The sequence below is a fragment of the Pedobacter sp. 01N416 genome (genome assembly GCF_056399685.1).
In genome coordinates, this window is record NZ_JBFTRT010000244.1 from 1 (window position 1) to 7,166 (window position 7,166).

Below are 7,166 nucleotides of genomic sequence, written 5' to 3' on the forward strand. Positions count from 1 at the left end.
GAGGAAATACTGCCGATAACCGAATTTTCGTAGCTTGGGTTCAATCATTTTTGACATCGAATCCTACTATTACTGAAAAAGAGTTTGATAATTTCCTGGAGGCTATTAGACAAAATAGTTACCGGCCGCGGGATCGGGCACCTGCAACAAGTCCATGGAGAGCGGCATTGTCAGCGAATGGAAATGACTACAACGCTGTCTTTACAAAATCGCAGCCACAAATTCTTAGTGATGGAAATTATAACCCAGAAGCATTTAATTGTCATTATTGGGCATTTAAAGATCAGGCAAAAGAAACATTGGCGGCAGAGAATCAGCCAAAGTGGGTAATTTCTGTTGACTTTTCAAAGTTTAATTTGGTCACGGGAAACGTTCAAGTTGGTGATCGTATAATTTATTTGAAACCTTATAAAGGCCTTCCTAATGGCTGGCTACATTCTGGTATTGTTGTCGAAGTGGACAATGAGGGCTATGCAACGAAAATAAGCAGTAAAATGGGAGATTATGATGTTATTGAACACCATCCAAGGGACATACCATCCGACTATGGGTCTCCTGAACCAACTTTTACTTTAAATAATAAAGAATATCCATCAAGAATGTATTACCGTTTAAAAAATTGATTTAATGAAAAAGAATATTCTTTTGTTTTTTATGGTTACTGTATGTCAGTTTGTATCTGGGCAATCTTTGACGAAAACAAAGGTGGAATCAGAATTCAAGTCTTTGGGCTATGTTAGGGGCATATATCATTATTATCTTAATTTATCAAATCATGTAAGTGCATCTCAATCGATAGTTATGAAACGTGATTCATTAGCTAAAGTATATTATGGAAAAATAAATACAATACAAAGAAGATCAAAAAAGTATTTGCGGTTAGTCGATTTCGCTATAGCCAAAAAACAATTAGATGATAAGAAGCAAGTTTATCCGTATAATTGGGCACCTAAACTTACCTCTGAATATTCCTCAAGCAAGTTGGTAACACAATTAGATTTGTATAAAATCATTCGTTATTATCTTTTAGAAAAAAAAAGTGGTGAACTACCAGACCTTTTAGATATACCCTTCTATAATAAAGATAGGCTTATGGAACAAGTCCCGGTAGTTCCCATGCATTTAACAGATACTCAGTAATTATTGAAAGGATAAAACCGGCACTTATTGCAACTAGATAAATATATTTAAAAATACTATTTACCTGTTGGCTTTCAATGACAAAAAGGCGACTCGCTGATAATAGCAACTGATTGAAATAATTTTAGGTATTATGTTGAAAACGGAAAAAACCGCTCTCCCGTGGTCGCACTGAAAATCCTCATCTGCACCAACGAATTTAAAAACATAAGGACCATCAGAAAGTTCGCATCATACGCTGGAATAGCGCCCTTCCCTTATAAATCGGGCACCACGATCCATAAGAAAACCCGGATCTCAAAGATCGCCAATAAAAAAAGTGAAAGCCCTGCTACATAACTCTGCCGTTCTGGCCAGAAGGTTTATCCCGGATATCAAAGCTTACTATCACCGTAAAATGGATATAGAAGGAAAACAAGATGTCAGTACTCAATGCAATCCGGTTAAAAATCGCCGCAAGGGTATATGCCTGCGTAAAAGACAATAGATTATATGAAAAAATACATGAATACAGACCTGCTATCGATATTGCCCCGCCAACTTAACCAGTAAAGATCAATCAACCGGTTTGGTATTGGTCCAAAGAACTGCCAGGCGAGAAGGGAAAATGGAATTCCCTACCCCTTAGCCTAAAACACTGCACATTGAATGAGCTTGACGAAAAATGTGAAACTCATTATCAAGGAATTATTTAAGCAGGTCAGGCTTTGCTAGGCATGCCCTATAGCCTCATCCCAACCTTCATAAGCCTGTATGCCTTCGCGGACCGCATGCAATGCCGGAAGGTCCAGTTCGCAGCCCTGGCTTTCGCATCGGGCATGATCTCGCTCATCCAATTGAATAGTGCCGATAACTTCTCCATTTTCTGATATTTCATACCGGGCATTTCCCAAAGGACGGATGTCGTAAAACCTGCCCTGGTTCTCTACTGCCACTTCGATTCTGAACTGTTCCATGTTCTGTTTTTGATTAGGTATATTATTGCCTGCCTCTGCAGGCTTGTCATTAGCTGTCTGATCCAGCTGGAATCCGGGATCCAGCTCATCCGTCTCTGCAGTGATGGCAGGATCCAGGAGGACTTTTTGCTCTCCCTTTTCTTTTTTTGGCTGCTGGCGGTCTCCTGTGGTTTCCATATTGCTTTTTATGATTCAACAATTTACTCCGCGAAAAGTTCGATGCAGCGCTGATTTAAACCAGAACTTTGGCAAAGAAATACTATATGTTAATTGATCGGGCCAGGAACTTTTCGAATAGCATTCACCTCTATCCTGCCAGGCGCTTCAGCCCTGAAGTCGCCATGGCGATACCAGATAATCATGCAATTATATGAGAATTTTCAGGTCCCAATGATTTTTCTAAAAGTCAGATTGACCCTTGGCCCCATAGGCCTGGTCGATTTTGCAATCCTATGGTCCCACTTGGTCTGCAGGTCTCCTTTCATCAGCAACAGCGAACCATGCTCAAGCCTGACGGTATATCTTTCAGCATGATCAGTTTTCCGGCGGATATCAAAGCCCCTCACCTGCCCGAAAGACACAGATGCAATAACGGGATGTGAACCCATCACCGTTTCGTTGTCACTATGCCAGGCAACCGAATCCTGTCCATCCCGGTAATAGTTAAGCAGTACACTATTAAAGCTGATCCCTGCCGCCTCTTCGACCGAACCCTTCAGCTTCAAAAGATCAGCTGTCCAGGGCAAAGGCGTGGATTTCCCAAGGGCATTATAATCTGTCCCCTTAGGATCCCCGTACCATGCAGAAAGCCTGGGCGTAATTACTTCTTTATCATACATTTTCACGATCTTCTGCGTCCAGGGGGTAGTTGAAATAAAAGATGAAAGCAGAACATCTGCCTCTTCAACATCGATAAATCCCGGCACATACTCCAGCACCTCTTTTGGCAGCCCTGGTGTCTGGCCCGATTCCCTAAAAAAACTCAGCTGTTCCATATCCAATACAAATGTGCAAAATAATTTCAAAATACTAATATTTTTAGCATTATATTTGTCCATGTAATTCTAAAAAAGGAGGTTGATCATGGAACAGGCAGCAAAAAAACAGGTCATTGAGGGCTTAAGGGAGCAGATCCTTTCCATGCAGGGTTATAAGACCGTATCCAAAAACCAGCAAAACATCTCCGGTCTTGAGCTTTTTGCACCTGCTTTTCCAGGTCAGTGCTTTCCCCTGCAGGGCATCCATGAATTCATATCGGAAAGCCGCGAACAGACCGCGGCCAGCAGTGGCTTTATCAGCGGGATACTGGCCGCACTGATGAAAGACGGCAGTCCCTGTATCTGGATCAGTGCCTCCAGAAAATTCTTCCCGCCGGCAGCCAAAAGGTTTTCGCTAAATGCGACATCCATTATCTTCATCGACCTGCAAAATGAAAAAGAACTCTTATGGGTAACCGAAGAAGCACTTAAATGCGAGGGGCTCGCGGCTGTGGTCTCCGAAATCCCGGACTTGAATTTTGCCACTTCCAGAAGATTTCAGCTGGTGATCGAAAAAAGCAAGGTCACGGCCCTGTTCTTAAGGGAAAACCCCAGGATTCTTTCCAATACCACCTGTTTAGCCCGCTGGAAGATCAGTCCATTACCCAGCATATTGCCCGAAGGCATGCCGGGCGTTGGTCAGCCCAGCTGGAAAGCAGAACTGTTAAAAGTGCGCAACGGCGAGGGCGGCACCTTTGAGGTATACTGGTCTGGCAGCACATTCGAGCAGCCACAAAAAGAAAACATCAGGGCCTTACCTATCCATGAACTGCAGGCAGGATAGAGATGACAAAGCGGTTCTTAAGCATATGGTTTCCGTTTCTGCTAACGGACTGGAAGACCATCCGCCGCCCGGAATGGAAAGAACGGGCCATGGTATGTGCTGGAGCCAGTCACGGCCGTATGATGGTCATCGCTGCAAACAAGGAAGCAAACGCCCAGGGCATCCACAACGGAATGCCACTTGCAGATGCGCGCGCCATTGTCCATGAGCTCGAAGTTTTTGATGAAAAACCGGGAAGAAAAGAAAAACTGCTCGAAGGCCTGGCCAGATGGGCCATCCGTTATACCCCGCTCTCTTCTACCGATCCTGATGGCATCCTGCTTGACATCACGGGATGCTGTCATTTATGGGGCGGAGAAGAAGCCTACCTTAAACACATCACCAGCAGACTCCAGTCATCGGGTTATACCGTGAAAGCGGCAATCGCCGATACCATTGGTACTTCCTGGGCTGTTTCACACTACGGAAAGGGCGCCGAAATCGTACTGCCATATGGACAGCATTCTGCCCTGCTATCCCTTCCGCCTGCTGCCCTGCGGATCCCGGATGAAACCACCGAAAAACTGCATAAACTGGGCTTAAACAGGATCGAACGTTTCATCCAGATGCCGCGCAGCACCTTGCGCAGAAGGTTTGGCGAGGACCTGCTCATCAAAATAGCACAGGCCATGGGCGATGAACCTGAGGCCTTCATCCCAATTACGACCATTCAGGAATTCGAAGAAAGATTGGCCTGCCTGGAGCCTATCCGCACCGCCAAGGCCATAGAAATCGCCATCGAAAGACTACTGGAAAAACTTTGCTTAAGTCTTAAAAAAGAAGGCCTGGGCCTGAGAAAAGCAGCACTGAAAGGTTACCGGATAGATGGAAAAACAATATCAACGGCTATCGGCACCAACCGTCCAAGTGATGATCCCATACACCTGATGAAACTCTTTGCACTCAACATTTCTGGAATTGCACCTGGCATGGGCATCGAGCTTTTCACGCTAAGTGCTGAAAAGACCGAAAAAATGGAACGTCCACAGGAAAAAATCTGGGCCGGTCAGGCCGGCCTTGACAGCCAGCCACTGGCAGAATTACTGGACCGCGTCGCTGGAAAAGTAGGTAAAAACGCCATCCACCGTTATCTGCCAAGGGCAGATTATTGGCCGGAAAGGGCAGTTAAACAGGCCAAAGATCTCAGCGAAGACAGCGGAATAAGTTTCCATAACCCCTTGAACCGCCCCATACAGCTGCTTCCAAAACCGGAACGCATCGAGGTTACTGCACCTATCCCCGATTATCCGCCCATGCTCTTTATCTACCAGGGCGTGCGCCACAGCATCAAAAAAGCAGACGGGCCGGAAAGACTGGAGCGTGCCTGGTGGCTGGAAGAAGGAGAACACCGTGATTATTATACCGTTGAAGATGAAAAAGGAAACCGCTACTGGCTCTTCCGCTCAGGCCACTATGCAGCAGAAAACTCGGCCTGGTTCATCCATGGCTTTTTTGCCTAAACCCTAAAAAGAAAAGCGATGGAATATACCGAACTTCAGGTCACCAGTAACTTCAGTTTCTTGCGCGGCGCTTCGCACCCCGAAGAAATCGTGGAAGAAGCAGCCAGGATGGGTTATAAAAAAATTGCCATTACCGATCACAATACCCTCGCCGGGATCGTGCGTGCACACGCCGCTGCCAGAAAACTTGATTTCCAGCTCATCCCTGCCTGCAGGTTAAACCTCATGGACGGTGCATCCCTGCTTGCCTATCCCACAAACACTGAAAGTTATGGAAGGCTGTCCGCCCTGCTCAGCCTTGGCAACCTGCGCACCGAAAAAGGGAGTTGCGAACTTTATAAAAAAGACATATTCGAATATTCAAAAGATATTATTTTCATCGCCATCGCGCCCGATAGCCTTTCAGGGAATTTTGATTTTCAGGCGGACTTTTATGCAGACCTTCAGACCTACAAACAGGCACTCGGGGAAAACCTATACCTAGGTATTAACAGGAGCTATCAGGGAGAAGACCAGAAAAGGATGTTCCGCCTTTCAGAAACCTCCAAAAAAACCGGTATCCCGCTGGTGGCAACCAATGATGTCTATTACCACAGCCCCGAAAGACGTGAACTGCAGGATGTGCTGACCTGCGTAAGGGAAAAATGCACCATCTATAATGCAGGCTACCTGCTTTTCCAGAATGCCGAGCACCATTTGAAACCGGAAGAGGAAATGAAAAGACTTTTCCGCCAATATCCCGACGCACTCAAAAATGCAGTAAAAATCTCCGATGCCTGCACTTTTAGTCTCGACAGCTTAAAATACATCTATCCAGAGGAAATCACCTCTGAGGGCAGAACGCCGCAAGAGGAACTGGAATACCTGACCATGAAAGGTGCCCACGAAATCTTTGGCGAGCACCTGCCCAAAAAAGTAACCGATAACATCAGCCATGAAATGAAATTTGTGAAGGAAATGAACTATGCTTCCTATTTTCTCACCGTTTATGATATCGTGCGGTTTGCAAGGAGCCAGCATATCCTTTGCCAGGGCCGCGGCTCTGCCGCCAATTCCACCATCTGCTACTGTTTGGGCATTACCTCGGTAGACCCCACCAAATTTGACCTCCTTTTTGAGCGTTTTATCTCTTCCGCCCGTAATGAGCCGCCTGATATCGATGTGGACTTTGAACATGAACGCAGGGAAGAAGTAATCCAATATATCTACAATAAATACGGGCGCGACCGCGCGGCCATTGTAGCCACCGTCACCCAGCAGCGCCAGAAAGGCGCGATCCGCGATGTGGGTAAAGTGATGGGGCTATCGGTGGATACCATCAACCGGCTCTCCTCCTCCATCTGGGAGTTTACCGATGAATGGTTCGAAGGCGGAAAACTTACCGAGCAGGGCCTTAACCCCAATGATCCACTGCTTAGAAAAGTACTCAGCCTTACTGCCCAGATGATGGGCTTTCCAAGACAGTTGGGCCAGCATACCGGAGGCTTTGTCATCACCAGGGGCAAACTGACCGACCTCTGCCCCATCCTGAACGCCAGAATGGAAGACCGGACCAATATCGAGTGGAACAAAGACGATATCGACACATTGGGTTTCCTCAAAATCGATGTACTTGCCCTGGGCATGCTCACCTGCATCAGAAAAGGATTCGATCTGGCCAAAGCACATTACAGCCTTGATCTGACCATGGCCAAGATCAACGAAAAAGAAGATCCCAAGGTTTATGAAATGATCAGCCATGCCGATACCC

Annotated in this window: 9 protein-coding genes; 7 read left to right on the forward strand and 2 right to left on the reverse strand. The window is 46.1% G+C overall.

Annotated elements, in window-relative coordinates; genetic code table 11:
- From AC1DND_RS14575 to AC1DND_RS14590, 4 genes are all read left to right on the forward strand, one after another.
- The coding region (locus AC1DND_RS14575) for a hypothetical protein (protein ID WP_477582618.1) at positions 1–623 on the forward strand (623 nt) is incomplete at its 5' end.
- A 4-nt stretch (positions 624–627) separates the two neighbouring features.
- Positions 628–1,140 (forward strand): hypothetical protein, encoded by a 513-nt coding sequence (locus tag AC1DND_RS14580; RefSeq protein ID WP_477582619.1) that lies wholly within the window; start codon positions 628–630, stop codon positions 1,138–1,140.
- Between the two features lie 162 nt (positions 1,141–1,302).
- Positions 1,303–1,479 carry a transposase gene (locus AC1DND_RS14585; RefSeq protein ID WP_477582621.1) on the forward strand — a complete coding sequence of 59 codons (177 nt, stop codon included), beginning with the start codon at positions 1,303–1,305 and terminating at the stop codon, positions 1,477–1,479.
- 80 nt (positions 1,480–1,559) lie between these two features.
- The gene (locus tag AC1DND_RS14590) at positions 1,560–1,685 is read left to right on the forward strand and encodes a hypothetical protein (protein WP_477582623.1); all 126 of its coding nucleotides are present in this window, start codon (positions 1,560–1,562) and stop codon (positions 1,683–1,685) included.
- Between the two features lie 165 nt (positions 1,686–1,850).
- Here the strand turns inward: AC1DND_RS14590 and AC1DND_RS14595 are convergent, their stop codons facing one another.
- Both AC1DND_RS14595 and AC1DND_RS14600 read right to left on the reverse strand, forming a co-directional pair.
- Positions 1,851–2,273: a hypothetical protein gene (locus AC1DND_RS14595; protein WP_477582625.1), complete on the reverse strand. Its 423-nt coding sequence runs from the start codon at positions 2,271–2,273 to the stop codon at positions 1,851–1,853.
- 203 nt (positions 2,274–2,476) lie between these two features.
- A complete protein-coding gene (locus AC1DND_RS14600; RefSeq protein WP_477582627.1) occupies positions 2,477–3,121 on the reverse strand; it encodes an alpha-ketoglutarate-dependent dioxygenase AlkB family protein in 645 nt (214 codons plus the stop codon).
- A gap of 58 nt (positions 3,122–3,179) precedes the next feature.
- Here AC1DND_RS14600 and AC1DND_RS14605 point away from each other — a divergent pair, with 58 nt between their 5' ends.
- The 3 genes from AC1DND_RS14605 to AC1DND_RS14615 form a co-directional block, all read left to right on the forward strand.
- Positions 3,180–3,917, forward strand: coding sequence for an ImuA family protein (locus AC1DND_RS14605; RefSeq protein ID WP_477582629.1), 738 nt, complete (start codon positions 3,180–3,182; stop codon positions 3,915–3,917).
- 2 nt (positions 3,918–3,919) lie between these two features.
- A complete protein-coding gene (locus AC1DND_RS14610; protein ID WP_477582631.1) occupies positions 3,920–5,416 on the forward strand; it encodes a Y-family DNA polymerase in 1,497 nt (498 codons plus the stop codon).
- A gap of 18 nt (positions 5,417–5,434) precedes the next feature.
- Positions 5,435–7,166 (forward strand): PHP domain-containing protein (locus AC1DND_RS14615; protein WP_477582633.1); only part of this gene is annotated, 1,732 nt, incomplete at its 3' end.

Coding starts and splice junctions, on each gene's coding strand:
- AC1DND_RS14580 (WP_477582619.1), top strand. CDS start 628: ATGAAAAAGAATATTCTTTTGTTTTTTATGGTTACTGTATGTCAGTTT.
- AC1DND_RS14590 (WP_477582623.1), top strand. CDS start 1,560: ATGTCAGTACTCAATGCAATCCGGTTAAAAATCGCCGCAAGGGTATAT.
- AC1DND_RS14595 (WP_477582625.1), bottom strand. CDS start 2,273: ATGGAAACCACAGGAGACCGCCAGCAGCCAAAAAAAGAAAAGGGAGAG.
- AC1DND_RS14605 (WP_477582629.1), top strand. CDS start 3,180: ATGGAACAGGCAGCAAAAAAACAGGTCATTGAGGGCTTAAGGGAGCAG.
- AC1DND_RS14610 (WP_477582631.1), top strand. CDS start 3,920: ATGACAAAGCGGTTCTTAAGCATATGGTTTCCGTTTCTGCTAACGGAC.